Source organism: Nocardiopsis oceanisediminis (assembly GCF_048595525.1).
Lineage (GTDB): Bacteria > Actinomycetota > Actinomycetes > Streptosporangiales > Streptosporangiaceae > Nocardiopsis_A > Nocardiopsis_A oceanisediminis.
The window spans coordinates 2,640,567-2,666,462 of the sequence record NZ_JAFMZJ010000001.1; the positions used below are offsets into that span (position 1 = coordinate 2,640,567).

A 25,896-nucleotide genomic window follows, 5' to 3' on the forward strand; every position below is an offset into this window, starting at 1 on the left:
AGCTCCGGCCTCCCCTCAGCGGACGCCGCTGGACGTCTGCTCCACCAGGGAGAAGAAACCACTCTCCAGGTCGCCGTCGCGGGCCAGGCCGTCCAGCGGTCCCTCATAGCGGGTGCGGCCGTGCACCAGGACACCGACCCGGTCGCAGGTGCGGGAGATCTGGTCGAGCTGGTGGCTCGAGACGAACACGGCGGTTCCGGCGTCTGAGAGCCGGCGTAGCAGGCCGCGGATGTCGCGCATGCCGATGGGGTCGAGCCCGTTGGTCGGCTCATCGAGGATGAGTAGGCCGGGTGAGCCGATCAGGGCGATCGCGATCCCCAGGCGCCAGCGCATGCCGAGGGAGTAGGCGGAGACCCTGCGGTCGGCCACCTGCTCCATCCCGACCAGCGGCAGCAGTTCGCCGACGGCCAGATCGGGGGAGACGCCGCGCAGCTTGGCATGCGCACGGACATGCTGGCGGGCGCTCATCCGCGCCCACAGTCCCGGGCCGTCGACCAGCGCTCCGATGCCGCGCAGGGAGTCCCGGGTGAACGGGCGGCCGGCGACCTCTACCGTCCCGGAATCGGGGACGAGCAGCCCGGAGATGCACTTCATCAGGGTGGTCTTGCCCGCCCCGTTCGGGCCGAGCAGGCCGTACACCTCGCCTTGCGCGACCTCGAGGTCGACCCCCTGCAGCGCCTGATTGCGGCCGAGCTTCTTGGAGAGCGCGCTGATGCGCAGTGCCGGTGTCATGAGAGCTCCTTGCGGTTGACGTGGCGGGCGGCAACGGCGACGAGCACCGCGGCGAGCCCTGCTGACAGTGCGATGACCAGCGGGAGGACCCCGGTGGAGGCCAAAGGGTCCCCAGGTGCCAGGGGGACGCCGCTCGCCTCGATCCCGGCCAGCGGGACGACCGCGCGCATCGGCCATACCGGCGGAACGGCCCACCAGAACGGCTGATCGGCCACGGTTCCGGCGAGCACCATGCCGACGACACCGATGGCGGCGGTCACCGGAAACCCCCACTTCTCGGCGGTGAACAGGCACAGGGCGAGAGTGCCCGCCCCCGCCACCCACGGAATCAGCACCCCGCCGGGCACCTCGGCCACCGCGCTCGCCCCGCCGAGCGCCGCAGCGGCCGCGGCGAGCAGCAGCGCCAACAGGAGCGCGCTGGCCAGGCCGACCGCGAGCAGGGCGCAGTACTTGGCCGTGAGCAGGCGGTGCCGGGGAAAGGCGTAGCCGTACAGCAGGCGCCGGGCGTCCCGGTCGGCGCGGATCGACATCGCGCTGTAGAGGGCGCAGCCCATGGGCTGGAACACCCCCCAGAAGAGCAGTGTGACGCTGAACCACACCCCCCAGACGTCGCCGCCCTTGCCCTCCGGGGAGAAAGCCGCGATCAGTCCGAGCGGCATGACCAGGACCAGGGGCAGGAGCAGCGCCATCCAGAACGGGAAGCCGCGGCGGAGGCGGCCGAGCTCCAGAGCGATGACGGTGAGGAGGGAAGGATCGTCCCTGGCGGTGTGGCGGGTGCCGGTTCCGGGGCCAGTGGCGGTCATGTGGTCCTCGATTCCTCAGACTGGGCGTCGGACGGGTGGAGAAAGCGGTCGGTGTCCGCCACGGACAGCACCGCGGCGATGTCGGAAAGGGTCTCGGCCTCGGACCGGACGGCCGCCGTGGCGCCGAAGTAGAGGGCCACCTCGTCGGCACCGGCCTCGAAGTAGTGCCTCACTCCCTCAGAGATCTCCTCGGGCGATCCCCATAGGAAGAGGCCGGAGTCGACCAGCGCCGCGGCCGAGGCGTCGGGGTCGGCCGGATCCACGGGGACCCCGGCCTCTGCGAGCATGGCCCGGTAATGCGCCCCTTGGAAATGGCCCTGATGAGCGATTCGGGCCAGGCGGACCGGATCGGCCCCCGGCGCGGCGACGGCCGCCGAGACCGCGCAGACCGTTCGGGGGACGGGGCGCCCGGAGCGCGCAGCGCCCTGCTCGATGGCCGGGCGGAGCGCGCCCCGGAGATGGTCGGGAGGGACCAGCCAGGTGATCGCGGCGTCGGCTGACTCGCCGGCGACCTCGGCCATGCCCTGGCGCAGGACGCCCACGGCGACCTCCACCGGGGGGTGCGGTGCCGGAGGGAGGGCGCCGTGCATGGAGAAGTACGTTCCGTCGAGGTCGACCGCCTCCCCCCGCACCAGGCCCCGGGTGATCGCCAGGTACTCGCGCACCGCGGTCAGCGGACTTCGGTAAGCGCGGCCGGCGAGCAGGCGCTGGAACTCCGGGCTGCCAGGACCGAAGCCCGCGATGAAGGGCTTCCCGGTGGCGACGGCGGTGGATCGGGCCCGCATGGCCGCCTCCATCGGGTGGGACAGCGGCATCAGCGCCACCCCGGTCCCTGCGGGGACGGGGTGGCCGGACCGGGCGGCGTGCGCGATCCCCAGGTGCGAATCGAAAGAGAAGGATTGCGCCGCCCACAGGCGGGCGGCCCCGTGGCGTGCCGCCAGTGCGGCGTAGGGCGTGAACCGCTCCGCCCGCTCGGGAGAGACGGGCAGGTAAATGGAGAGGAGTGTCATCGGGTCAGAGCTCCCGCCGGTCGATGTAGAAGGATCCGAACAAGAGGAGGAGGGCGGTCAGCGCCAGGGACATCAGTGCGATGACAGGGAGTACCGAGGTGTCGAGGAGCGGGTGGCCGTCCGGGAGGGCGCCGCCCAGCAGCGGGGTCTCGCCCAGCGGCAGGGCCGACCGCGTCGGCCAGGAGGGCGGGAAGAACCACCACACGGGCTTGTCCCCGAGCAGCGCCCCGAAGAGCGTTCCGGCTACACCCGTGCAAGCGGCTCCCGCGACTCCCCACGCCTCGGAGGCGAGCAGGCACAGCACGAGGGTCGGGAAGGCGGCGAGCACGGGGATGAGGGCCCCTCCGAACGCCGCCGGGACGTCCGCCGGCGCGTTCATCGCCAGCGATGTCACCGAGACCAGGGAACCGAGGATCAGGGCCGAGGCTGCCCAGATGAGGATGATGGCGGTGAACGTCCCGAAGAGCAGCCTGCGCCGGGGGAACGCGTAGCCGTACAGCACCCGCCTGGCGTCCTCGTCGATCTGACCGGCCGAACCCGCGTACAGTGCCCCGCACATCGGTACCAGCAGAGACCACAGGAAGACGGTGAGGCCGAACCAGTGGCCGTAGACGAAGTCCCGGGTGCCGGCGGGCTCCATCAGCACGGTGGCGGCGAACAGGGCGCCGAGAGCGGCCGGCAGCAGAAGGCTGAGCCAGAGGGGAAGCCCGTGGCCCAGCCGTACCAGGGCGAGCGCGGATACGGTGGCCGCCGAGGGGTCGTCCCGGACAGGGGCCCCTCGCTTCGAAGGCGTTCCCGCGGTGGACATGGTGCATTGCTCCCTCGTGTCTCCGACGCTGTTCCGGGCAGTACGTAGCGGAGCGGAGGGCACCGGTTCACAGGGAGTGTCGGCCGATCGCGGGTGAGGGGCCCGGGGCCGGTTACCAGCCTCTTGGAGAGGGCGCTGCGCCCCGGGCGCGCCGACGGGGGCGGGACGTCCGGACTCCCGGGTCAGCTCGGTCGGGGCGGGTTCTCCGGCGGTTCTGCGCGATCGGTCCGCAGATCGGCCATCAGCGCCGCATAGCCGTCCTCCAGAGACGGGGCGGTCGGGCGGGCACCCGGCGGGGGCATGTCGGTGACGATCCGCCGCTCGGGCGCGCCGCCGGTGCCGGGGAGCAGGAAGACCCGGTCGGCGGCGATCTCGGCGAGGCCGGCGGCGGGGCCGCTGTAGGCGGTCCGGCCGCCGGCCAGCACGGCCACATCCGGGCAGAACGCCGCGGCGTCGTCCAGCAGGTGGGTGGAGAGCAGCACGGTCCGCTCCGCGCCGAGGCCGGACAGCAGGCCGCGCAGCCGGATCCGCTCCTCCACGTCCAGGCCGGCGGTCGGCTCGTCCAGCAGCACCAGCTCCGGATCGCCCAACAGCGCCTGGGCGATGCCGACCCGGCGCCGGGTCCCCGCGGACAGTGAGCCGATCCTGCGGTCGGCCTCGAACACCAAGCCGAGCCGGTCCAGCAGCTCACCGGTGTGGCGGCGGCGCTCCCGCGGGGCGTCGATCCCCTTGAGCAGGCCTATGTGGTCGAGGAAGTCCCGCGGTGTCAGATCGGGGTAGAGCGCGGCGTTCTGCGGCAGGTACCCCAGGGCACGGCGGAGCGCCCGCCTACCGGCCCGGGTGCGCAGGTCCAAGCCACCGGCGCTGACCCGGCCAACGCGCACCCGGAGCACCCCGGCGAGCAGCCGGATCAGCGTGGTCTTCCCGGCGCCGTTGGGGCCGAGCAGACCGAAGACGCCTGGCCCGAACTCCGCGTCGACGCCGTCGAGCACTCGGCGGCGCCGGAACGAGTGGGCCAGGCCGCTGATCGCGACGTGCACGCGGCGGCTCCCCGAACCAGGTCTGGCGGGGCCGAGCCCGGCTCAGCCCTCCGGAAGGGCGCGGTCCTCCCGGGCGACCAACCGCGCCGCCCAGGCCAGCAGGGCCGCGGCGAGCAGCAGGCTCACCGGCCCGGTGGACCACACCGGGCCGATGGTATCGGTCAGCGGCCCCAGAGGTCCCCGGGTCGCCGGTCCCGCCCCCGCCGCGAGCGTGGAGAGCAGCCATGAGGAGGCGCCCAGCACCGCGCCGACCACCGGCGAGCGCCAGACCGAGCCGAACACGGCCAGCGCGGACCCGAGCAGCGCGGGCCCCAGCCAGGATGCGACCAGCACCGCGGCGTCCCCCGGCCCGCCGTGCATCAGCCCGGCCGCCAGCGAGACCGCGCCGGCCACCGCAAGGTCCGCGCCGAGCACCAGGGCCAGCCGGGACAGCCACACCGCCACCGGCGGCACCCGCATGGTGCGCATCAGCTCCATCCGCGGGTCGCGCCGCGGCTCGCATGCGGCCAGCGCGCCCACCGTCACCAGCAGGGTCGCCCCCGGCCCTAGGAACAACGCGCCGAGCCCCGGGGACGGAGCCTTCAGAGCGGCGGCGAGCAGCACCGCGAACCCCACCGCGGACAGCGGCCACAGCAACCGGGGGACCATCCGGGCCTGCCGTGCCACCAGCCCCGCGACCAGCCGTAGCGACGCCCGCGCGGAGAGCCCGGGGGCCGCCGCGGGGCCGCGTGCGGACCGTTCCGCGGCCAGGGCCGGGGCGATCAGCGCGTCGAAGGAGGGCGGGCGGGGCTCTGGTCCGTCCGCGCGCAGCACCGCGCCGAGCCGTGCGGTCCCGGCGACCCGGGCCGCGCACTCCGGGCAGCCGTTCAGGTGACCGCGGGCGCCGGTCTCCAGATCGCCGGACCCGCGCCCGCCGGCCAGCCGGATCTGCTCCTCGTTGAGATGGGTCATTCAGTTCACCAGCCCTCGGCGGAGCGCGCCGGCGAGGCGCGCGCGGGCCTTCGACATGCGGCTCTTCACGGTACCGACGGGGATGCCGAGCACTTCGGCGATCTCCGGGTAGGGCAGCTCCTCGACCAGGGCCAGGTGCACCACTTCGCGGTGCCTGCGGGGTAGCGCGCCGATCGCGGTGAGGATCTCCCGGTGCCCGGCCGCAGCCAGCACCTCTGCCTCCACATCGGCGCCGGCGTCGGCCGGGTCCGGGGCCTCCTCGCCGTCCAGCGTCACGGTGGCCGGTTCGGCTCGGCGCAGCCGGTTGTGCGCCTGGCGCCGGGCCACGCCGAGGATCCAGCCGCGCACCGAGGAGGCGCCGCGGAAGGTGCCCGCGGAGCGCCACACGGCGAGCCAGCTCTCCTGCATGATCTCCTCGGCGGCGCCGGCGTCCGAGGTGAGGCGGCGCAGCAGCCGCAGCATCGCCCCGGCGTGCCGGTCGTACAGTTCGCGTAGGGCGCCCTCGTCGCCCTGGGCGACGGCAGCCAGCGCTCGGTGGTCGGGATCCACGCCGGGTACGTAGCGGGCGAGGCGCGGAAGGTTCACTTCTTCTGCTCCGGGGCGCGGGGGTCAGGCCAGGGGCGGGCCCTGGCCGGGTTCTTCCTGGTAGGAGTAGCGCTGTTCGGACCAGGGGTCGGCGATGTTGTGGTAGCCGCGCTCCTCCCAGAAGCCGCGGCGGTCGCCGGTGAGGTACTCGATCGCGCGCAGCCACTTGACGCTCTTCCAGCCGTACAGCTGCGGGACGACCAGGCGGAGGGGATGGCCGTGCTCGGGGGTGAGCGGGGCGCCGTCGCGGTGGGTGGCCAGCAGCACGCCCTCGGCCAGGAAGTCGTCCATCCGGACGTTGGCGCTGTAGCCGTACTCGGCCCAGACCATGACGTGGGTGGCCTCCGGTGCGGGGGGCGCCAGCGCGACCAGCTCGGCGGCGGGGACGCCGCTCCACCGCACCCCCGGCAGGGTGAACCTGGTCACGCAGTGGAAGTCGGCGGCCACCTCGGTCCGGGGGAGGGCGGAGAACTCCTCCCACCTCCACCGGTGGCCCTCCGGTCTCTCGGTCGCCCCGTAGACCCGGAAGTCCCAGCGGTGCGGGCGGAACCGGGGCACCGGGCCGTAGTGCACCGGCGTGTGGTCACGCGGGATGTACTGCCCCGGTGGCAGCCGCTTCTCCGGCACTGTGTCCCCTCCGTCCGCCTCCCGCCATCCTGCCAGCCCCCGCCGGCGGGTGCTCCGCGCGCCCCCGGTGTGACCGGCGCCGCACGGAACCGTCGCCGGTGTGCGCTATAGTCGCTGCCATGCAGCAGAGCTTTTGGCGCTTTTATGGCTACCGGCCCACGGGATGGACGGTCGCCCGCCGAGCGCTGCTCTAGACGGACGAACCTCGAAAAGCCCCGGGCCGGCAGGCCCGGGGCTTTTTCGTGGTCCCGGACCGAAGCCTCCACCGCCCGGTTCCACACACCCCGATCGCCGAAGGAACCCGATTCATGGTCATCGTCATGGCGCCCGACGCCACCTCCGACAACATCGACAGCCTGGTCGATCTGGTCGCCACCGCCGGGGGTGAGGCCTACGTGACGCGCGGCGTGAGCCGCACCATCATCGGCCTGGTCGGCGATGTCCGGCAGTTCGAGACCCTCGACCTGCGGGCGATGCCCGGGGTCAGCGACGTGCTCCGCATCTCCGCCCCGTACAAGCTGGTCAGCCGGGAGAACAACGCCGAGCGCTCGATGGTGAGCGTGCGCGGCGTGCCGATCGGCGGCGGCCACAACACGGTCATCGCCGGCCCCTGCGCGGTGGAGACCCCGGAGCAGACCCTGGAGGCCGCCCGGATGGCGCAGGCCGCCGGCGCGGCGCTGCTCCGCGGCGGCGCCTACAAGCCGCGCACCTCCCCCTACGCCTTCCAGGGCCTGGGCGAGGCGGGCCTGAAGATCCTCTCCGACGTGCGCGACGAGACCGGGCTGCCGATCGTCACCGAGGTGGTGGACGCCGCCGACGTGGAGCTGGTCGCCGGCTACGCCGACATGCTCCAGGTCGGCACCAGGAACATGCAGAACTTCGCGCTGCTCCAGGCGGTCGGCGAGTCCGGCCGGCCGGTGCTGCTCAAGCGCGGCATGAACGCCACCATCGAGGAGTGGCTGATGGCCGCCGAGTACATCGCCCAGCGCGGCAACCTCGACATCGTGCTGTGCGAGCGGGGCATCCGCACCTTCGAGAAGGCCACCCGCAACACCCTGGACATCAGCGCGGTGCCGGTCGCGCAGAACCTCTCGCACCTGCCGGTCATCGTCGACCCGTCGCACTCCGGCGGCAAGCGCGAGCTGGTCCTGCCGCTGACCCGGGCCGCGCTGGCGGTCGGCGCCGACGGCGTCATCATCGACGTGCACCCGCGCCCGGAGACCGCGCTGTGCGACGGCCCGCAGGCGCTGGTCCAGGGCGACCTGCCCGAGCTGCGCGACATGGCCTCCACGCTGACCGCGCTGCTCGGGCGCACCCTCACCGCCGCGCCGCAGCCGCTGGCGGTCTGAGGCGCCGGAGCCGACCGGAGGGGAGCCGCGGCGCCGCCCGGGGGAAGGGGCCCCCGGGCGGCGCCGCGCGGGTCAGACCTCGGCCGGCGCGGCGCCGCCCAGGAAGCTCGGCTTGTGCAGCTGCGCGGTGGAGACCAGGTGCTCGGCGACCTCCTCCACGTCCAGCCGCTTCTCGATCTGGCGCAGGTCGGGGATCTTGGCGGCGGTCTCCACCTGGCGCGGGGTGAGCAGCGTGCAGCAGTCCTCGTCGGGCAGCTCGGAGATGGACAGGGTGCCGATCCGGCGGGCCTGGTCCATGATCTCGGTCTTGTCCATCCCGATCAGCGGCCGCAGGATGGGCAGGTCCACCGCGTCGTCCAGCGCGGTCAGGTTCTCCATGGTCTGGCTGGAGACCTGGCCCAGGGCGTCGCCGGTGATCAGCGCCTGCGCCTTGAGGTCGTCGGCCAGCGCCTCGGCGGTCTTCAGCATCAGCCGGCGCTGCGCGACGATCTGCAGCCGCTCGATGCCGGAGCTCTTCAGCTGCTGCTGGGCCTTGCCGAACGGGATCACGAACAGCCGGGAGCCGACCTGGAACCGGTCCAGCTGGCGGACCAGGCTGTAGGCCTTGTAGATCGACTCCGGGCCGGTGAACGGCATCCCGGAGAAGTGCAGGAAGTCGACCTTGAGGCCGCGCCGCATCATCCGGTGCGCGGCGACCGGGGAGTCGATCCCGCCGGACATCAGCACCAGGCCGCGGCCGCTCATCCCGACCGGCAGCCCGCCCTGGCCGGGGATGCCGTCGTTGAACACGAACACCTCGTCCTTGTCGACCTCGACGAAGACGGTGTTGTCCGGGCGCTTCAGGTTCACCGGGAGGCCGTGCACCTCCTTGATCCGGGCGCCGATCGAGCCGGCGATCTCCGAGGAGGTCATCGGGAACCGCTTGTCGCGGCGGCGGGCCCGGACCGCGAAGCTGCCGTCGCGGCCGGCCAGCGAGCGCACCGCGATGTCGGTGACCGCGTCCAGGTCCTTGGCGACCCGCCGCACCTGGTGCACCCAGACGACGCCCATCACGTTGCGCATCCGCTCGGCGAGCTCGGCCACCTCCAGGTCGGAGGCGCCGGGCATGCGCAGGATGATGACGCCGGCGCCGCGCTGGGTCAGCCGGATCTCGCCCAGCCCGCGGGCGGCGTTGCGGATGTTGTTGTGCAGGCGCCGCTCGAAGAGCTTCCGGTTGCTGCCCTTGAGGACGATCTCGCCGAGCTTCATCAGCACGCACAGTTCGCCCAGCCCGGACTCGGACGCCGCCGGGCCGGGGGCGGCGCCCGCGGACACGGTCGCGGTGTCGGAGGCGGAGTCGGACGTGACTGCCATCGCGGCATCTCCAGATATTGCGTCGGGTGGTGCGGTCGAGGGGGCGGGGCCTCGCACACGGGGGCCGCCGTTCCCGGATCCCTCCAGTATCGGCCACCGCCGATACCGGTCGGAACGCATTTTCCGGGAGGGCGGGCGCGCCTCCCGGGGCGGTGCGCCGGGCGCGCCGCCGACCGCGCCCCGGACGTGCGAAAGGCCCCGCGGAGCGCGGGGCCCGGCGCCCGGAGGGCGCGACCGAGGGGGACCGCCCGGGTCAGCCGAAGAAGACCTCGGCCTCGGCGTAGCGCTCCGTGGGCACGGTCTTGAGCTCGTCGGTGGCCTCGGCCAGCTCCACCCGGACGATGTCGGTGCCCTGCAGGGCGACCATCTTCCCCCAGTCCCGGTCGTGCACCGCGGAGATGGCGTGCACGCCCAGGCGGGTGGCGAGCACCCTGTCGAACGCGGAGGGGGTGCCGCCGCGCTGCACGTGGCCCAGGACCACCGAGCGGGCCTCCTTGCCGGTGCGCTTCTCGATCTCGTCGGCCAGCCGCTGGCCGATCCCGCCGAGGCGGACGTGGCCGAAGGAGTCGGTCTCCCCGGTGGCCAGCTCCATCTGCCCGTCCTTGGGGTGGGCGCCCTCGGCGACGACGATGATCGGCGCGTACTGGGTCTTGAACCGGCTCTCCACCCAGCCGACGACCTCGTCGATGTCGAACGGGCGCTCCGGGATCAGGATGGCGTTGGCCCCGGCCGCCATGCCGGAGTGCAGCGCGATCCATCCGGCGTGCCGGCCCATGACCTCCACGACCAGGGCCCGGTGGTGCGACTCGGCGGTGGTGTGCAGCCGGTCGATCGCCTCGGTGGCGATGTTCACCGCGGTGTCGAAGCCGAAGGTGTAGTCGGTGGCGTTGAGGTCGTTGTCGATCGTCTTGGGGACGCCGACGACGTTCACCCCGCGCTCGGTGAGCCGCGCGGCCACGCCCAGGGTGTCCTCGCCGCCGATGGCCACCAGGGCGTCGATGCCCAGCCCGGCCAGGTTGTCCTTGACCCGCTCGACACCGCCCTCGATCTTCATCAGGTTGGTCCGCGAGGAGCCCAGGACGGTCCCGCCGCGGGGCAGGATCCCGCGCACCGCGGCGCGGTCCAGGGGCATGGTGTCGCCCTCCAGGGGGCCGCGCCAGCCGTCCCGGAAGCCGACGAACTCGTACCCGTAGTCATTGATGCCCTTGCGGACGACCGCCCGGATCACGGCGTTCAGTCCCGGGCAGTCGCCGCCGCCGGTCAGCACCCCGACTCGCATGCGCCTAACTCCTCGATGTCGTATGGGAAGGTCGTGTGGTTCCGGGGTGCGGGCGCGGAGCCCAGACCCGGTGCGGCGGAGCGCGCCGCCGTTGAGAACACTTGACCTCGGGGCCCGCTCCCGTCAGCCTAACGGCATTGATGTGACGGGCATCACGGTGCGTCCCGTGCCGTGCGTTCCACCTCCGTCGCCGAGGGGTAGATCCCAGCGGTGACGGCCGGAGCGAGGGAGGAGACGACTCCCTTCCGCCGCCCACATGGTCTAGACCATAGTCGCCCGAAGCACTGGAGGCCAATACATGTCCGTGCTGACCATCGACGCCGGAACCACCGGCGTCACCGCCCTCGTGGTCGGTGAGAACGGCCGCGTTCTCGCCCGGGGATACCAGGAGTTCGCCCAGCACTATCCGGAGTCGGGATGGGTGGAGCACGTCCCCGAGGAGATCTGGCAGGCCACCCTTGCCGCGTGCCAGAGCGCCCTGGACGCGGCCGACGAGGCCCCCACCTGCATCGGGATCACCAACCAGCGGGAGACCGCGGTGCTGTGGAACCGCCGCCGCGGCTCCTCGCCGCGCCGGGCGATCGTCTGGCAGGACCGCCGCACCGCCGGCATCTGCACCGAGCTGCGCGACGCCGGGCACGAGCCCAGGGTCACCGAGCTCACCGGGCTCCGCCTCGACCCCTACTTCACCGCCACCAAACTCACCTGGATGAAGCGGAACGACCAGCGCGCCTGGGCCGGGGTGGAGGAGGGCGAGACCGCGATCGGCACGGTCGACTCCTACATCATCTCCCGGCTCACCGGCGGGGCCCGGCACGTCACCGACGCCAGCAACGCCTCGCGCACCCTGCTCTACGACATCCGTGCCGGCGAATGGTCCGAGGAGCTGTGCGAGCTGTTCGGGGTGCCGAAGTCGGCGCTGCCCGAGGTGGTGCCCTCCTACGGCGTGGTCGGCGAGTCGGTCCCCGAGGAGTTCCTCGGGCTGCGGCTGCCCATCGCCGGCATCGCCGGCGACCAGCAGGCGGCCATGTTCGGGCAGAACTGCTACACGCCCGGCTCCTCCAAGTGCACCTACGGGACCGGCTCGTTCGTGCTGCTCAACACCGGCGGCGAGGCGGTCGCCCCGGAGCACGGCCTGCTCAGCACGGTGCTGTGGCAGCACCCGGACGGCCGCCTGGAGTACGCCCTGGAGGGGGCGATCTTCGTCACCGGCGCCGCGGTGCAGTGGCTCCGCGACGGCCTGGGCCTGATCGACACCGCGCCGCAGTCCGAGGCGCTGGCCGCCAGCGTGCCCGACTCCGGCGGCGTGGTCTTCGTGCCCGCGCTGACCGGCTTGGGCGCCCCGGACTGGGACCCCTACGCGCGCGGCGCGATCTTCGGCATCACCCGCGGCACCGGCCGCGCCCACCTGGCCCGGGCCACCCTGGACGCGATCGCCTTCGAGGTGCGCGACGTCGCCGAGTCGATGGCCCGCGCCTCCGGCACCAGCCTGCCCGAGCTGCGGGTGGACGGCGGCGCCTCCGCCAACGACCTGCTCTGCCAGATCCAGGCGGACCAGCTCGGCGTCTCCGTCGCCCGCCCGGAGGTGCAGGAGACCACCGCCCTCGGCGCCGCCTTCCTGGCCGGCCTGGGCACCGGCGTCTGGTCCTCCACCGAGGAGCTCGCCCGCACCTGGAAGCTGGACCGCAGGTTCGAGCCGGGCAAGCGCGACGAGACCCACTACAAGCGCTGGCGCACCGCCGTCGAGCGCTCCAAGGGCTGGGCCGAACTCGGCTGACCCGCCCCGCCCGGCGCCGCGCGCCCGCGCGGCGCCGGGCGGTCGGTACGCCCGTCAGTACGCCCGGAAGGCACCGGTGTCCAGGGTGAATCCGAACGGCTCCGGGACGTCCAGCGGCTTGCCGAAGACCACCGCCTCCGACTCCCGGTACTCGCCGCCCTCCGGGGTCGCGTACAGCGTCACGGCTCTGCGGAGCGGGTCGACCAGCAGATAGAGCGGGATCGCGGCGGCGGGGTAGATGCCGGGCTTGCGGCCCCGGTCGTGCTCTCCGCTGCCGGGCGAGACCACTTCGGCCGCCAGCAGGACCTCCTCCGGCGGGACCCAGTGCTCCGGGGTGGCCAGTACGTCCACCGGGGCCACGAACAGGTCGGGGATCACGCTGCGGCCGATTCCGGACATCCGCACTTCGAGGCGGCCCTCGGTGCGGGTGCGGGGCGGGAGGTGCGGGTGCAGCAGTCCATCGAGCCGCCAGACGTTGTGCTGGTGCAGCCCGCTGGGGGGAGGGGACAGCACGATGCCTTCGTCTCCCAGGATCTCGGCCCGGTACCCCGGAGGGGCGTCGAGTCCGTCCAGAGCCTCGAAGAGCCGGTGGCCTCGCCGCTCGGCGATCGCCGGCATGTCGTGCCTCCGTGCCATGAGGCGCCGTCCCCTCGATCCTGGCGCACCGTGCGCCGGTGCCGCACGGATTCCAGACTACTCGTCCAGCTTCCGCTCGATCGCGTAGCGGACCAGCTGGGCGCGGTTGTGCAGGTGGAGCTTGGTGAGCGTGTTCTGCACGTGGTTCTGGACCGTGCGGTGGGCGATGCCCAGGCGGGAGGCGATCCGCTTGTACTCCAGGCCCTTGGCGACCAGGCGGAGGACCTCGGTCTCGCGCGGGGTGAGCTCGGGGGCGGCGGGCTCGGCGGCGGCCGGGGCGGGGGAGGCGGCGAGCCGCCGGTACTCGCCGAGCACCAGGCCGGCCAGGCCGGGGGTGAACACCGCCTCGCCGGCGTGCACGCTGCGCACCGCGTCCAGCAGCTCCTCGCGGCCGGCGGACTTCACCAGGTAGCCGGTGGCCCCGGCCTTGACCGCGTCCAGCACGTCGCGGTGCTCGCCGCTGGCCGACAGGATCAGCACCCGCGGGGGCGCTCCGCTCGCCAGCAGCCGGCGGGTCACCTCGACCCCGGTGGTGTCCGGAAGCTGCAGGTCGAGCAGGACCACCGTGGGGCGGGCGGCCGGGGCGACGCGCACCGCCTTGGCGCCGTCGCCGGCGGTCGCCACCACCTCGAACCCGGCCTCGGCCAGGTCGCGGGCGACCGCGTCGCGCCACATCGGGTGGTCGTCCACGACCATGACGCGGATCCCCGCGTCGCCGTCCGCGCTCCGCCGCGCGCCGCCGATACCGTCCGTCTGCTCCATGGGCGGCACCCTACTGCGGCCGGGCGGCGGCGGTCAGGCCCTCAGTCGCGGTCCCGGTCCCCGCGGCCCTGCCCGCCGTTCCCCCGGCCGCCGAACGGCGTCACGATCAGCTCGACCTCGTCGCCCTTGCGGACCTTGCCCTTGGGCTTGTAGTCGGTGACCCGGTCCCCGCCGAGGACGACGGTGACCTTCACCTTCAGGCCGAGGTCCGTGAGCTCCTTCTCGGCCTCCGCGACGGTCATCCCGCGCACGTCGGGGACCTCGAACTCCTCCTTGCCGTCGGAGACGGTGAGGGTCACCGTGTCGCCCGGACCGACCTGGGCGCCCTCCTCGGGGTCCTGGGAGATGACGGTGTTCTTCTCCACGTCGTCGCTGAACTCCCGGACGACCTCGACCGCGATCCCGGCCTCCTCCAGCTGCTCGCGGGCCTCGCCGGCCTTCTGCCCGGTCACGTCGGGGACCGGGATGCCCGCGCTGACGGTGAGCGTCACGGTGCCCTCCCGGTCGGCCTCCGAGCCCTGCTCGGGGTCGGAGGAGAGCACGGTGCCCGGCTCGGTCTCGCGCGAGTCGGCCTCCTCCACCTCGATGTTGGTGAAGCCCTCGTCCTCCAGGGCCTTGCGCGCGTTCTCCACCGGCTCGCCCACCACCTCGGGCAGCTCGACGCTGCGCGGGCCCTTGGAGAGCGCGACGGTGACCGTCTCGCCGGGCAGGATGCTCTCCCCGGCCTCCGGGGAGGCCTGGGCGACCTCGCCGGTGGCGGCCTCGTCGCTGTAGACCTCCTTCTCCGACACGCGCAGCCCCAGGTCGGACTCGGAGAGCAGCCGGGCCGCCTCCTCGCGGTCGGTGCCGACCAGCTCGGGCACCTCCGCGTAGCGGCCGAAGAAGACCCACCAGCCGGTGCAGAGCAGCACCACCGCCAGCACGCCCGCGGCGGCGGCGAGCATCCGCCGGTTCCGCCACCACGGCTCGCCCGCCCCGGGGTAGCCGTCGTCGGGGTCGTCGTCCGGGTCGAGCACCGGCGGCAGGTCGACCACGACGGTGCGGTTCTCCCCGGCCGGCTCGGGGCCGGGGACCCCCGGTTCGGTCGGGGCGGCGGCGAAGGCCAGCGAGGCGTTCGGACCGGAGTCCGGTGCGCCCCCGCTGACCTGGAGCACCGCGGAGAGGAACTGGCCGGCGTCCCCGGGCCTGTACCGCGGGTCGCGCTCGGTGGCCCGGGTGACCAGCCGGTCCACCTCGGGCGGGATGCCCGACACCACCCGGGAGGGGCGCGGGACGTCCTCGTTGACGTGCTGGTAGGCGACGGCGATGGTGCTGTCGCCGGTGTGCGGCTGGGACCCGGTCAGCAGCTCGTAGAACATGACGCCGGCCGCGTAGACGTCGCTGCGCGCGTCGGAGACGCCCCGCTCGATCTGCTCCGGCGCGAGGTAGGCCGCGGTCCCCATCAGGGTGCCGGTCTTGGTCAGCCCCTGCCCGGACGACTCCACCGCCCGGGCCAGGCCGAAGTCGGCGACCTTCACCCCGCCGTCGTCGGTGAGCAGCACGTTCTCCGGCTTGACGTCGCGGTGCACCAGACCCGCCTGGTGCGCCGCGCTCAGCGCGCCCAGCACCGCGGCCATCACCTGGAGCGCCTCGCGCACCCCGAGCCGCCCCATGGCGGTGAGCATGTCGCGCAGGGTCCGCCCCGGGACGTACTCCATGGCCAGGAAGACGTGGCCCTGGTCCTGCCCCTGGTCGAAGACCTGGACCACGTTGGCGTGGGAGAGCCGGGCCGCGGAGTGCGCCTCGTTGATGAAGCGGCGCACGAAGTCCGGGTCGGTGGCCAGCGACGGATGCATCACCTTCAGCGCCACGGGCCGGTCCAGCCGGAGGTCGTGGGCGAGGTAGACGGTCGCCATGCCGCCGCCGGCGACGCGCGACTCGACGGAGTAGCGGCGGTCGAGCGTCGCACCTATCAGCGGGTCGGCAGTCGTGAAGTCCACGGGAGGGGAGTCTACGGGTGTTCGGCGGGAGGGGAAGACGCGTGGGCGTGTCGGCGCACCGGGATCCGCCCGGCCAGCCGCGCCGCGCGCCCGGCCCGCACCGCGTCCCGCATCGCCCCCGCCATCAGCACCGGGTCCTGGGCCCGGGTGACCGCCGTGGCCAGCAGCACCGCGTCGCAGCCCAGCTCCATGGCCTGCGCCGCCTCGCTGGCGGTGCCGATCCCGGCGTCGATGATCACCGGCACCGAGGCCTGCTCGACGATCAGCTCGATGTTGTGCGGGTTGCGGATGCCCAGACCGGAGCCGATCGGCGCGGCCAGCGGCATCACCGCGGCGCAGCCCAGCCGCTCCAGCCGGCGCGCCAGCACCGGGTCGTCGTTGGTGTAGGGCAGCACCGTGAAGCCCTCGTCGACCAGGCGCTCGGCGGCGTCCAGCAGCTCCACCGGGTCGGGCAGCAGGGTGCGCTCGTCGGCCACCACCTCCAGCTTGACCCAGTCGGTCTCCAGCGCCTCCCGGCCCAGCCGGGCGGTGCGCACCGCCTCTGCGGCGGTGAAGCACCCGGCGGTGTTGGGCAGCGGCGCGATCCCGTTCCGCTGCAGCACGTCCCAGACCGACCCCTGGGTGCCGGGGGCGACCCTGCGCATGGCGACGGTGGTCAGCTCGGTCCCGGAGGCGATCAGCGCCTCCTCCAGCACGCTCATCGACGGCGCGCCGCCGGTGCCGGTGATCAGCCGGGAGCCGAACGGGCGCCCGGCGATGACCAGCGGGTCCGCGGCCGGCCGCGGCTCCCGCGCGGCCCCGGTCCCGGTGGCTTCGGTGGTCTCGGCGGACATCGGATCAGCCTCCCTGGACGGCGGTGAGCACGTCCACCCGGTCGTTCTCGGCGACCGGGGTCCCGTCCCAGCCGCCCTTGGGCACCACTTCGTCGTTGACCGCGGCGGCGACGCCGCTGCGCGCCCCGGTGAGCGAGCGCACCACGTCGCCCACGGTGCTGCCGGGGGCGACGGTGCGCCGCTCCCCGTTGACGATCACGTCCACTGCGTTCTCCTCTCGGTACCGGCTCAGTGCCGGCCGCCGCCGGCCGGCCCGAACCGGGCGGCCGCGAACCTGCGGGCGAAGTCCGGCAGCGCCCCGCCGGCCAGCACCTCGGCCATCGCGTCGGCGGTGCCCGGGGTGAGCAGCACCCCGTGCCGGAAGTGCCCGGTGGCCAGGTGCAGCCCGGCCGGGCCCAGCGGCCCCAGGAGCGGCTCGTTGTCCGGAGAGCCGGGGCGCAGCCCGACGCAGGCCTCGGCGATCTCCAGCTCCCCGACGCCCGGGACCAGCTCGTGCGCGTCGCGCAGGATCTGGTGGACGCCGCCGGCGGTGAGCCGGGTGTCCGGCCCCATCTCCTCCTGGGTGGCGCCCAGCACGATCTCGCCGTCGGCGCGCGGCACCAGGTAGACGGGGGTCCCCTTGACCAGGCCGCGCACCGTGCGGGAGACGATCGGCTCCTCGCCCGCGGGGGTGCGCAGCCGCAGCAGCTGGCCCTTGACCGGGCGCACCGGCGGGAGCAGCCCGTCGGGGAGGCCGCCGATGGAGGGGGTCCACACCCCGGCGGCCAGCACCACCTGATCGGCGCGGACCTCCGCGCCGCCGGCGGTGCGCACGCCGCGCACCCGGCCGCCCTCGCAGAGCACCTCGGCCGCGCGGTCGGCGGTGAAGTCCGCCCCGCGCGCCGCCGCGGCCAGCCGCAGGGCGCGGGCCAGCCGGCGCGGGTCGACCGAGTGGTCGTCGGGGACGTGCACGCCGCCGCGCACCCCGGGGGCGAGCATCGGCTCCAGCCGGCGGCACTCCCGGGAGGTGATCCGCTCGGCCTTCAGCCCCAGCCGGGACTGGAGCTCGCCGAGCTCGGTCAGCCGGGACAGGTCGTCGGTGTCGAAGGCGATCTGCAGGGTGCCGCGCTCCCGGTAGCCGGCGTCCTCGCCGGAGTCGGCCTGCACGTCGCGGACGAAGCCGGGGTAGCGGTCGCGGGAGTCGGCGCCGAAGCGCATCAGCTCCTCTTCGCCGAACATCGCCTCGGTGGCCGGGGTGAGCATGCCCGCGGCGACGCCGGAGGCCGCGCCGGAGTCGCCGGCCGGGGCGAGGACGGCGACCCGCAGCCCGCGCCGGGCGGCGCGCCAGGCGGTGGCCAGGCCGATCAGCCCGCCGCCGACGACGGCCGCGTCGTAGCCGCCGCGGTGGGCGGGGGTGTCTGCTGCACGCATGGCGGAGACGCCACTCCCTTCGCCGGCATGACCCGGATCAGGTTCGTGCGGTCGGGGGCCGGCAGCCCCCCTCTCAGCCGGGTCCCACCCGGCTCCCGCGGGAACGTTCGCTTCGCGGATCCGTACCCGGTGGTCGGATCCGTCCCCCCATCCTAGCGACGCCCGCGCGCGGGCGGCCGGAGAGGTCGGACCACCGGACGGCGGGGCGGCGGCGCGCAGAGCCGCCGAGCAGGGGCCGAATATGGCACATTGGGGGTGTGAACGAGAACGACAACCGCATCGACGCCCTGGTCGGCGACTGGATGACCGTCAAGGACGCCGCGGCCGCCCTCAACGTCTCCCCGAACAGGATCAAGCAGTTCATCCGGGACCACCGCCTGGCCGGCGTGAAGCGCGGCGGCGAGCTGAAGATCCCGGCGGCCTTCATCACCGGCGGCGACGTCCTCAAGGGCCTCCCGGGGACCCTCACCGTGCTGGACGACTGCGGCTTCACCGAGGAAGAGTCACTGCAGTGGCTGTTCACCCCGGACGAGACGCTGCCCGGGGCGCCGATCGACGCGCTGGCGCAGAACCGCGGCACCGAGGTCCGCCGCCGGGCGCAGGCCATGGCCCTCTGATCCCGGCCCGCTGACCCCGCACCCTCCGCCGCGGCCCGGCCGCGGCGCCTCCGGGCCGGGGCGGACCGCCTCCGCCCCGGCCCCGGTCCTCACCCGCGCCGCCGCTCGGCCCAGAGCAGCGCCAGCGCGGGAACGAGCAGGGCGGCGCCCAGGTAGCCCAGCTGCGCGGGGTCCAGCCAGGCCAGCGCCGCGCCGCCGGTGATCCCGCCCAGCGACATCCCGCCGTACAGGGCGGAGCTGTTCAGCCCGATCAGCACCGGCGCGGAGGACGGGTCGACCTCGACCGCCCGCTGCTGCTGCGGCACCGCCACCAGCCAGCCGAACGCGCCGTAGAGCAGCATCCAGGCGAACGCCCCGGGCAGCGTCGCGGCGGCCGGCTCGACCAGCAGGAAGAGCGCGATCAGCACCGGCAGCGCGACCGCCATCACGGTGCGCGGCCCGCGGGCGTCGGAGGCCCGCCCGGCGGCCAGGTTGCCCGCCACCGAGGCCAGCCCCCACACCCACAGCAGCGCCGCGCCGACCGCCCCGCCTCCGGTGACCGGGGCGAACACCGGGGCGATGTAGGCGAACACGGTGAAGCTGCCCCAGAAGACGAGCAGGGTCTGCGCGGTGACCGCCAGCAGCCGGGGGCGGCCCAGCGCGCGCAGCCGCTCGGCGAGCCCCGCCGAGGGGAGCCGGACCCCGCCGGGCAGCAGCGCCATCCCGGCCAGCGCGGCCAGCGCGGCGAGCACCACCATCCACAGCGCGGCGCGCCAGCCCAGCGCGGTGCCGAGCCAGGTGCCCAGCGGCACCCCGAGGGCGGTGGCCGCGGTCATCCCGCCGAGCACCACCGCCATCGCCCGGCCCTGGAACCGGGGCGGGCTGAGCACCGAGGCCATCACCGCGGCGTTGGGCGTGTAGAGCGCCGCCCCCGCCGCGGCCACCGCGCGCGAGGCGATCAGCACCCCGAAGGACGGGGCGAGGGCGCCGGCGGCGCTGCCGGCGGTGAACAGCAGCAGCCCGCCGATGAGGACGGCGCGCCGGTCCATCCGCCCGGTGAGCGCGCCCAGCACCGGGGCGAGCACGGCGTAGGCGAGGGCGTAGGCGGTCACCGCCTGCCCGGCGGCGCCGGTGCCGACGCCGAGGCCCTGGGCGATCTCCGGCAGCACGCCGGAGGTGACGAAGGTCGCCGTGCCCATCGCGAACGCGCCGGCGGCCAGCGGCAGGATGCGGGCGGCGGAGTAGTCCTGCGGCGGTTCCGGAGGGCCGGCGGCTCCGGGACCGGAGGGAGAGGCGAGCGGGGAAGCGGCCATGCCGGCCTCCAGAATCGTTGGATGTGTGTCAAACGATCGGAAGGCTGGCATGATGGTTTGAAGATTGTCAAACCGTTCTTCGGGGGTGACGGTGGAGCCCATGTCCCGACTTCCCCAACCGGACCGCGCCGAGCTGCGGCTCTCCGCCGTCCTGGACGCCCTCGCCGACCCCGTGCGGCTGCGCCTGCTCGCCGACCTCACCGCCGATGGCGTCGAGGTCGACACCGAGCGCAGCTGCGGCATCGAGGCGTGGAGCGTGGCGGTGCACAAGTCCACGCTCTCCCACCACTTCAAAGTGCTCCGGGAGGCCGGGGTGATCAGCACCCGGGTCGAGGGGCGGAACCGGTGGATCCGGCTGCGCCGCGACGACCTGGAGGCGCGCTTCCCCGGCCTGCTCGGCGCGGTGCTGGCCGCACTGCCCGAGGAACTGGAGCGGGCCGGGGCGCCCCGGCCCGAGGGGAGCGGCGGGCAGGCCGCTAATCTGGCCCGATGAGCCAGCCGCAGAGCCAGCCGCAGAGCCTGCGCGAGCGCCTTGAGAGCGCCCGCCTCTACCTGTGCACCGACGCCCGGACCGAGCAGGGCGACCTCGAGGAGTTCCTGGACGCCGCCCTCGCCGGCGGCGTGGACATCGTCCAGCTCCGGGACAAGGGCCTGGAGGCCCGCCAGGAGCTGGAGGCCCTGGAGGTGATGCGCGCGGTGTGCGAGCGGCACGGCGCGCTGCTGTCGGTCAACGACCGCGCCGACGTCGCCCGCGCGGCCCGCGCCGACGTGCTGCACCTGGGCCAGAACGACCTGCCGGTGCACCACGCCCGGGAGATCATCGGCGACGGGCCGCTGATCGGCCGGTCCAACAACACCCCCGAGGCCGCCGCCGCGTCCGCCGAGGAGAAGGGGGTCGACTACTTCTGCACCGGCCCCACCTGGGCCACCCCGACCAAGCCGGGCCGCCCGGCGGCAGGTCTCGACCTGGTCCGCCGCGCCGCCGCGCTCGCCGGCGGCCGCCCCTGGTTCGCGATCGGCGGCATCGACCTCGGCAACCTCGACGAGGTCCTCGCCGCGGGCGCCCGCCGCGTGGTGGTGGTCCGCGCCATCACCCGGGCCGACGACCCCCGGGCCGCAGCGGCCGAGTTCTCCCGCCGCCTGGCCGACGCCGCCCGCTCCTAGCCCGTCGTCGGGCAAGGGGCGGCGCCGCGGAAGAACCCCGCCTCCGCCCTCCGCGATGATCTTGGCGTTGCGGGGGTATCAGGGCGCCCTGATACCCCCGCAACGCCAAGATCATCGGGGCCTTTCCCCCGCCGTCCGCCGGGCCGCCGCATCCCTGGGCTCCGAGGGCGCCGCCGCGCCGGTGCCCCGGACCCGGCGAGGCCGGCTCTCCTAACACTGTTAGGTAACGATCGCCGTGACCGCCTTCACCCCCGCGGGCGCGTCTCCTAGTTTCGGTGGCACCCATCACACCGGCGCAGGCCGGGCGGCGACGAGGGGACACGCGCATGCGCAGCACCATGCAGGACGCACCGCTGTCGATCGGAGACCTGGTCCGCTACGGGACCACCGTGCACGGGGACGCCGAGGTCGTCACCTGGACCGGGGGCGAGCCCCGGCGGGCGGCCTTCCGGGAGGTCGGGCGGAGGGCGGCGCGGCTCGCGCACGCGCTGCGCGAGCTCGGCGTCACCGGCGACCAGCGGGTGGCCACCTTCCAGTGGAACGGCCAGGAGCACCTGGAGGCCTACCTCGCGGTGCCCGCGATGCGCGCGGTGCTGCACACGCTCAACATCCGGCTCCACCCCGACCAGATCGCCTACATCGCGAACCACGCCGAGGACCGCGTGGTCATCGTCGACGCCGACCTGCTGCCGCTGTTCGAGCCGCTGCTGCCCCGGCTGGCCACCGTCCGGCATGTGATCGTGGCCGGCGGCGACCCCGGCGGGCTGGCCGCCGAAGGCGTCCGGGTGCACCGCTACGAGGAGCTGATCGCCGGCCGGCCGGACGCCTTCGACTGGCCCTCCGGCGACGAGCGGGACGCCGCGGCCATGTGCTACACCTCCGGCACCACCGGGGACCCCAAGGGCGTCGCCTACAGCCACCGCTCCATCTGGCTGCACTCCATGCAGGTGTGCATGACCGACGGCAAGGGGCTGCGCCAGTCCGACACCGCGCTGGCCGTGGTCCCCATGTTCCACGCCATGTCCTGGGGCCTGCCCTACGCCGCCCTGATGGTCGGCGCCTCGCTCCTGCTCACCGGCCGCTTCCTGCAGCCCGCCGCGCTCGCCGACATGATCCAGGCCGAGCGGCCGACGTTCGCCGCCGCGGTGCCCACCATCTGGCAGGGCCTGCTGCAGGAGATCGAGGCGAACCCGCGCGACATGTCCTCGCTGCGCAGCGTGGTCGTCGGCGGGGCCGCCTGCCCGCCGGCGCTGATGCGGCGCTTCGAGGAGCTGTGCGGGGTGCCGGTGGTGCACGCCTGGGGCATGACCGAGACCTCGCCGCTGGGCAGCGTGGCCAACCCGCCGGCCGCCGCGGAGGGCGAGGAGCGCTGGTCCTACCGGCTCTCCCAGGGCCGGCTGCCCGCCTCGGTGCAGGCCCGGCTGGCCGGCGACGGCGGGGCCGAGGTGCCGCACGACGGCGAGAGCGTCGGCGAGCTCCTGGTCCGCGGACCGTGGATCACCGGCTCCTACCACCGGGACCCGGCGCCGGACAAGTTCGAGGACGGCTGGCTGCGCACCGGCGACGTCGGCTCGCTGAGCCCGGACGGCTTCCTCCGCCTCACCGACCGGGCCAAGGACGTGATCAAGTCCGGCGGGGAGTGGATCTCCTCGGTGGAGCTGGAGAACCAGGTCATGGGGCACCCGGCGGTCGCCGAGGCCGCGGTCGTCGCGGTGCCCGACCCGCGCTGGGACGAGCGGCCGCTGGCGGCGGTCGTACTCGCCGAGGGGGCCTCGGCCGGCGCCGCCGAGCTCCGCGCCTTCCTGGCCGGCCGGGTGGCCCGCTGGCAGCTGCCCGAGCGGTGGGCCTTCATCGACGAGGTGCCCAAGACCAGCGTCGGCAAGTACGACAAGAAGGCGCTGCGCGCCCGGTACGCCGAGGGCGGGCTGGAGGTGGTCGAGGCCCGGGACTGAGCGGCCCGCCGCGCCGGGCGGCCCTGAGCGGACCCGCCGCGGTCCCGGCCCGCTCTCCGCGAGGCCCCGGCGCAGGGCGGGAAAGCGCGGGTCCCGTGCCGCCCGCCCCCGCACCGAGCGGGCACCGCCCGGTGCGGTCCCGGGGCCCGCCTCGCCGCCGGTGCCGCCCAGGGGCGGCGGGCCCTGCCCGCCGCCCCCGCACGCCCGCCGGACGCGCCGTCAGCGGCCGGCGGTCAGGCGTCCACGTGCGACAGGGCGCTGGGGTGGCGGCGCAGGAAGCCCTCGATGGTCTGCGCGGGATGGCCGGTGATGTCGGGGACGGCGGGGGAGACCAGGTCCAGCTCGCCCGCCGCGATCGCGGCGTAGGAGCTGGCCCACCCCTCGATCTCCCACTCCTCGGCGCCGGAGGGGCGGCGCGAGGCCAGCGCCTCCTCCCAGGTCTCCGGGACGTAGCGGACGGTCCTGCCGGTGAGCAGGGAGAGCCGCCGCGCGGTCTCGCCCAGGGTGACGGCCTCGGGGCCGGTCAGGTCGTAGCTCCGGCCGTCGTGCACGCCGGGGGAGAGCAGCACCTCCGCGGCGACGTCGGCGATGTCGTCCCGGGACACCCAGGCGACCCGGCCGCTGCCGGCCGGGCCGCGCACCACGCCGGCCGGGTCGACCCAGCGCGGCAGCAGGTCCAGGTAGAGGCTGGGGCGGAGGAAGGTGTGCTCCACCCCGGTCGACCGGATGTGCGCCTCGGTGAAGAAGTGGTCCCGGGCGAAGGTGAAGACCGCGGCCGGCCCGGCGCCGAGGAAGGACAGGTAGACGATCCGGGAGACGCCCGCCGCCACCGCCGCGTCCACCGCCGCGAGGTGCAGGTCCACCCGGTCGGCCGACTCGGTGGCGGAGACCAGGAAGAGCGTCTGCGCGCCGCGCAGCGCCCGCTCCATGCTGCGCGCGTCCTCGTAGGCGGCCATCGACGCGGACGCCTCCGGCAGCTCCGGGGCCCGGTTGAGGTCCCGGACGATGAGCCGCAGCGCGGCGCCCTTCCGGGCCAGCCGCGCGGCCACCCGGCCCCCGACGGCACCGGTGGCTCCGGTGACCGCGATGGAGTGCGTTATTGCCTGATCGTCACCCATGCTCGACATTGTCACCGGAACCCGGGCCCGGCGCACGAACCGGTCGCCCAGCGCGTCGTGCCGGAAGGCGGGGCCGGGTCCGATCGTCTCCCCGGACCCGCGCCCGGTGGGCGAGGCGCGTGCTCGGCGCGTCGTGCCGGACGGCGGGTCCGATCCACCGCCGGGGCCCGGTTCCGGCGGGCGGACCGGCCGTTCAGCGCGCCGTTCCGGGGGAGCCGCCGGGCTCGGCGGCGGCCGGGCGGCGGTAGGCGAGCCGGCGCAGCGCCGCCTCGGCCGGCCCGCGCCGGCCGGACCGCTCCAGCCCCACCGCGAGCAGGACCGTGGCCAGCCAGACCCCGGCCGCGAACAGCGCCATGCCCGCGCTGCCCAGCACGCCGCCCAGCCCCAGCCCCCAGGCGCTCAGCAGCGGCGCGCACAGCACCGACTGGGCGAGGTAGCAGGTGAGCGACCGCTTGCCCACCGCGGCCACCGCGCCGCCCACCGGCCCCGGCGGGCGCCCGTGCAGCCGGGCGCCGATCAGCCCGAACAGGGCGACGTAGCCGAGGCCGCAGAGCAGCCCGGTGGACATCTGGGTGAGCGCGAAGACCCAGTCGGCGCTCGCCGGCACGTCCACCGCGCCGACGTGGTCCAGGGCGTACGGCAGGCCGCCGAGCCAGCCGACCGGGATGCCGACCGCGGCGGTGGCCCGGAGCAGCCGGAGGTGGTTCCACGGCTCCTCCAGGACCCGCCGGCGGGCGGCCCAGAAGGCCAGCAGGATCGCCACCGGGACGGTCAGCCCGAGCAGCCCCTGCCCGAGGACGACCACCGGCCAGGTGGAGATGCGCAGCAGCGCCGCCTGCAGCGGGTCCTCCGCGCCGGCGCTGGCGGTCAGGAAGGCGGTCGGCCCGGTCTCCTCGGGGGCGGGCGCGCCGCCGGCGGCGGCGAAGTAGGCGCCGACCGCGCCCAGCGCCGTCATGGCGGCCAGCAGCGCGCCGCCGATCCCGGCCCACACCAGCAGCGTGCGGTCGGCGCGGCGGATGAAGAGCCAGGCCAGCACCAGCCCGGCGAGCCCGTAGGCGCCCAGCACGTCGCCGGCGAAGAGCAGCAGCGCGTGCACCGCGCCGAAGGCCAGCAGCCACAGGTTGCGCCGGCGCAGCAGCGCCCGCGCGTCCCGCTCGGAGGCCCCCGAGGCCCGCTGCCGGGCCAGGAGCTGCACCATCCCGTAGCCGAACAGGAACGCGAACATCGGGTAGACCCGCAGGTCGACGCCGGTGATGATGACGGCCTGGACCACGCGGTCGGCCACCGTGCCGTCGAGCGGGTGGAACCCGACCGAGCCGTACTCCCGGCCCCACAGGTAGAAGGGGGTGTTGGCGAGCGCGATCAGCAGCAGCATGGCGCCCCGGGCGAGGTCGGGCGCGGGCGCCCGCTCCCCGGCGCGCACCGGGCCGCGCAGCGGCGTGCGCGTGTCGTCCATGGGCCAGGGCCTCCTTCGGTTCGGGGCGGCGGTCGGCGGCCCCGCCCCGATCATCCCCCGGCCCGCCGCGGGGAGGTATCCGCCCGGAGGGGGAGCCCCGCCCCTCCTGCGGGGGAGGCCCTCTCCTCCTCCGGAAGAAGGAGCCGCTCGGGCCCGCCCGGGGCGCTTCCCCGCGCCGGAGCGCCGGCGGAGAGGGCGATCCGACCGCCCCCGCAAGAGGGGGCGGGTCCGGGACGCCGGCGGGAAGAGGGCCGCGGGCGGGAAAGGCCGCCCGCCCCTTTCCGCCGGCGCTCCGCGGAACCCCTTCCGGACCGGGCGGTGCGGCCCGGAGGAGGGGGCGCGCCCGCCGGGCCTGTGCGGCCG

25 protein-coding genes and 1 riboswitch are annotated in these 25,896 nt (G+C 74.8%); of the genes, 6 read left to right on the top strand and 19 right to left on the bottom strand.

What is annotated here, in order from left to right; translation table 11 throughout:
* Positions 1-15: 15 nt before the first annotated feature.
* The 8 genes from J0910_RS11770 to J0910_RS11805 all read right to left on the bottom strand — a co-directional run bounded on the left by J0910_RS11770 (position 16) and on the right by J0910_RS11805 (position 6,556).
* Entirely contained in the window at positions 16-732 is a 717-nt protein-coding gene (locus J0910_RS11770) for an ABC transporter ATP-binding protein (RefSeq protein ID WP_420158544.1), read from the bottom strand.
* Positions 729-1,535 (bottom strand): hypothetical protein, encoded by an 807-nt coding sequence (locus tag J0910_RS11775; protein ID WP_420158545.1) that lies wholly within the window; start codon positions 1,533-1,535, stop codon positions 729-731. Before J0910_RS11775 ends, J0910_RS11770 begins: the two co-directional genes overlap by 4 nt.
* Positions 1,532-2,545 (bottom strand): LLM class flavin-dependent oxidoreductase, encoded by a 1,014-nt coding sequence (locus tag J0910_RS11780; RefSeq protein WP_420158546.1) that lies wholly within the window; start codon positions 2,543-2,545, stop codon positions 1,532-1,534. Before J0910_RS11780 ends, J0910_RS11775 begins: the two co-directional genes overlap by 4 nt.
* A 4-nt stretch (positions 2,546-2,549) precedes the next feature.
* Positions 2,550-3,353: an ABC-2 family transporter permease gene (locus tag J0910_RS11785; RefSeq protein WP_420158547.1), complete on the bottom strand. Its 804-nt coding sequence runs from the start codon at positions 3,351-3,353 to the stop codon at positions 2,550-2,552.
* 182 nt (positions 3,354-3,535) lie between these two features.
* Positions 3,536-4,393 carry an ATP-binding cassette domain-containing protein gene (locus J0910_RS11790; protein WP_420158548.1) on the bottom strand — a complete coding sequence of 286 codons (858 nt, stop codon included), beginning with the start codon at positions 4,391-4,393 and terminating at the stop codon, positions 3,536-3,538.
* A gap of 42 nt (positions 4,394-4,435) precedes the next feature.
* A complete protein-coding gene (locus J0910_RS11795; RefSeq protein WP_420158549.1) occupies positions 4,436-5,344 on the bottom strand; it encodes an anti-sigma factor family protein in 909 nt (302 codons plus the stop codon).
* Entirely contained in the window at positions 5,345-5,893 is a 549-nt protein-coding gene (locus tag J0910_RS11800; protein ID WP_420158550.1) for an RNA polymerase sigma factor, read from the bottom strand.
* Between the two features lie 60 nt (positions 5,894-5,953).
* Positions 5,954-6,556 (bottom strand): molybdopterin-dependent oxidoreductase, encoded by a 603-nt coding sequence (locus tag J0910_RS11805; RefSeq protein ID WP_420158551.1) that lies wholly within the window; start codon positions 6,554-6,556, stop codon positions 5,954-5,956.
* Between the two features lie 308 nt (positions 6,557-6,864).
* Here J0910_RS11805 and aroF point away from each other — a divergent pair, with 308 nt between their 5' ends.
* Positions 6,865-7,905, top strand: a complete 1,041-nt coding sequence (aroF, locus tag J0910_RS11810) for a 3-deoxy-7-phosphoheptulonate synthase (RefSeq protein WP_420158552.1) — start codon at positions 6,865-6,867, stop codon at positions 7,903-7,905.
* Positions 7,906-7,977: 72 nt separating this feature from the next.
* Here aroF and thiI read toward each other — a convergent pair whose 3' ends face one another.
* The gene (thiI, locus tag J0910_RS11815) at positions 7,978-9,258 is read right to left on the bottom strand and encodes a tRNA uracil 4-sulfurtransferase ThiI (protein WP_420158553.1); all 1,281 of its coding nucleotides are present in this window, start codon (positions 9,256-9,258) and stop codon (positions 7,978-7,980) included.
* Positions 9,259-9,511: 253 nt separating this feature from the next.
* Positions 9,512-10,537 carry a 6-phosphofructokinase gene (locus J0910_RS11820; RefSeq protein ID WP_420158554.1) on the bottom strand — a complete coding sequence of 342 codons (1,026 nt, stop codon included), beginning with the start codon at positions 10,535-10,537 and terminating at the stop codon, positions 9,512-9,514.
* 298 nt (positions 10,538-10,835) lie between these two features.
* Between J0910_RS11820 and glpK the strand changes: the two genes are divergently transcribed.
* A complete protein-coding gene (gene glpK, locus J0910_RS11825; protein ID WP_420158555.1) occupies positions 10,836-12,314 on the top strand; it encodes a glycerol kinase GlpK in 1,479 nt (492 codons plus the stop codon).
* A 54-nt stretch (positions 12,315-12,368) separates the two neighbouring features.
* Here the strand turns inward: glpK and J0910_RS11830 are convergent, their stop codons facing one another.
* From J0910_RS11830 to thiO, 6 genes are all read right to left on the bottom strand, one after another.
* Positions 12,369-12,950, bottom strand: coding sequence for a Uma2 family endonuclease (locus tag J0910_RS11830; protein ID WP_420158556.1), 582 nt, complete (start codon positions 12,948-12,950; stop codon positions 12,369-12,371).
* A gap of 57 nt (positions 12,951-13,007) precedes the next feature.
* Positions 13,008-13,646, bottom strand: coding sequence for a response regulator (locus J0910_RS11835; RefSeq protein WP_420161961.1), 639 nt, complete (start codon positions 13,644-13,646; stop codon positions 13,008-13,010).
* A 107-nt stretch (positions 13,647-13,753) separates the two neighbouring features.
* A complete protein-coding gene (gene pknB / locus J0910_RS11840; protein WP_420158557.1) occupies positions 13,754-15,691 on the bottom strand; it encodes a Stk1 family PASTA domain-containing Ser/Thr kinase in 1,938 nt (645 codons plus the stop codon).
* Between the two features lie 11 nt (positions 15,692-15,702).
* Positions 15,703-16,524 carry a thiazole synthase gene (locus J0910_RS11845; RefSeq protein ID WP_420158558.1) on the bottom strand — a complete coding sequence of 274 codons (822 nt, stop codon included), beginning with the start codon at positions 16,522-16,524 and terminating at the stop codon, positions 15,703-15,705.
* Between the two features lie 4 nt (positions 16,525-16,528).
* A complete protein-coding gene (gene thiS / locus J0910_RS11850) occupies positions 16,529-16,729 on the bottom strand; it encodes a sulfur carrier protein ThiS (protein WP_420158559.1) in 201 nt (66 codons plus the stop codon).
* 23 nt (positions 16,730-16,752) lie between these two features.
* On the bottom strand, positions 16,753-17,934 hold the full coding sequence (gene thiO / locus J0910_RS11855) for a glycine oxidase ThiO (RefSeq protein ID WP_420158560.1): 1,182 nt from the start codon (positions 17,932-17,934) through the stop codon (positions 16,753-16,755).
* A riboswitch (TPP riboswitch) is annotated at positions 17,932-18,043 on the bottom strand. Its footprint overlaps the gene before it by 3 nt.
* Before the next feature lie 148 nt (positions 18,044-18,191).
* On the opposite strand from thiO, the gene J0910_RS11860 reads away from it, so the two are divergent.
* Entirely contained in the window at positions 18,192-18,551 is a 360-nt protein-coding gene (locus J0910_RS11860; RefSeq protein WP_420158561.1) for an Rv2175c family DNA-binding protein, read from the top strand.
* Positions 18,552-18,640: 89 nt separating this feature from the next.
* Here J0910_RS11860 and J0910_RS11865 read toward each other — a convergent pair whose 3' ends face one another.
* Positions 18,641-19,843, bottom strand: a complete 1,203-nt coding sequence (locus tag J0910_RS11865) for an MFS transporter (RefSeq protein WP_420158562.1) — start codon at positions 19,841-19,843, stop codon at positions 18,641-18,643.
* A gap of 100 nt (positions 19,844-19,943) precedes the next feature.
* On the opposite strand from J0910_RS11865, the gene J0910_RS11870 reads away from it, so the two are divergent.
* From J0910_RS11870 to J0910_RS11880, 3 genes are all read left to right on the top strand, one after another.
* Positions 19,944-20,336: an ArsR/SmtB family transcription factor gene (locus J0910_RS11870; RefSeq protein WP_420158563.1), complete on the top strand. Its 393-nt coding sequence runs from the start codon at positions 19,944-19,946 to the stop codon at positions 20,334-20,336.
* Positions 20,333-21,007, top strand: coding sequence for a thiamine phosphate synthase (gene thiE / locus J0910_RS11875; RefSeq protein WP_420158564.1), 675 nt, complete (start codon positions 20,333-20,335; stop codon positions 21,005-21,007). The genes J0910_RS11870 and thiE overlap by 4 nt, the downstream gene beginning before the upstream one ends.
* Positions 21,008-21,333: 326 nt before the next feature.
* Entirely contained in the window at positions 21,334-22,959 is a 1,626-nt protein-coding gene (locus tag J0910_RS11880; protein WP_420158565.1) for a long-chain fatty acid--CoA ligase, read from the top strand.
* A gap of 233 nt (positions 22,960-23,192) precedes the next feature.
* Here J0910_RS11880 and J0910_RS11885 read toward each other — a convergent pair whose 3' ends face one another.
* Positions 23,193-24,077, bottom strand: a complete 885-nt coding sequence (locus tag J0910_RS11885; RefSeq protein WP_420158566.1) for an SDR family oxidoreductase — start codon at positions 24,075-24,077, stop codon at positions 23,193-23,195.
* A gap of 193 nt (positions 24,078-24,270) precedes the next feature.
* Positions 24,271-25,533: a DUF418 domain-containing protein gene (locus tag J0910_RS11890; RefSeq protein ID WP_420158567.1), complete on the bottom strand. Its 1,263-nt coding sequence runs from the start codon at positions 25,531-25,533 to the stop codon at positions 24,271-24,273.
* Between the last annotated feature and the right edge of the window lie 363 nt (positions 25,534-25,896).